Source organism: Arsenophonus sp. ENCA (assembly GCF_002287155.1).
Classification (GTDB): Bacteria; Pseudomonadota; Gammaproteobacteria; order Enterobacterales; family Enterobacteriaceae; genus Arsenophonus; species Arsenophonus nilaparvatae.
The window spans coordinates 1-622 of sequence record NZ_NHNG01000725.1 but is presented as its reverse complement, the minus strand read 5'-3'; the positions used below and the strand labels follow the sequence as shown (position 1 = coordinate 622).

1 protein-coding gene is annotated in these 622 nt (G+C 38.3%); it reads right to left on the bottom strand.

Translation table 11 applies throughout. The features are described 5' to 3' along the window. Positions 1-183: 183 nt before the first annotated feature. On the bottom strand, positions 184-622 hold a 439-nt coding region (locus tag CBG25_RS18855), incomplete at its 5' end, for an IS30 family transposase (RefSeq protein WP_290603601.1).

Below are 622 nucleotides of genomic sequence, written 5' to 3'. Positions count from 1 at the left end.
CGGTATGTTCTTTATGAGGAAAATGTCTTTTTAAGAGAATTTGATTCATATGAAATATTAGTGTTATTTGAGTAAAATAAAAGCATAACATGAAGACATTATTGATAATAATTATTTATCATCTTTCCAGTGTTCGTTTCAAATGGCCCATTCCCAGTCGAAACCCAACAAACCCATAAAACGTTATGCAGCCATTAGATGAGCTAAAAATACTTCATTTGGAGAAAAATAGCCCAACGATTTTCGTCCCCGAGTATTAAGTATGTGCTCAAGTTCTGCAATCTCGTTGTCCGTGACTGAGTTGAAGTCCGTTCCTTTTGGGTAAAAACGGCGGATAAGTCCGTTACTGTGTTCATTTAAACCACGCTCCCATGAGTGATAAGGCCTGGCAAAGAAGACATTAGCACCGGTGATCTCAGTTATCTGTTTATGCATGGAGAACTCAGAACCGTTATCGGCCGTCAAAGTTTTAAAGTCACAGAAGGTATTTGCTACAATGTCACGGAAAGCATCTACAACAGTATCAGCGCGTTTATTCGGTAACTTGCGGATAATAATCTGCTTGGTAGCTTTATCCGCTAGAGTCAGTAAGAATGACTTCTGATCTTTACCAAATACAGTA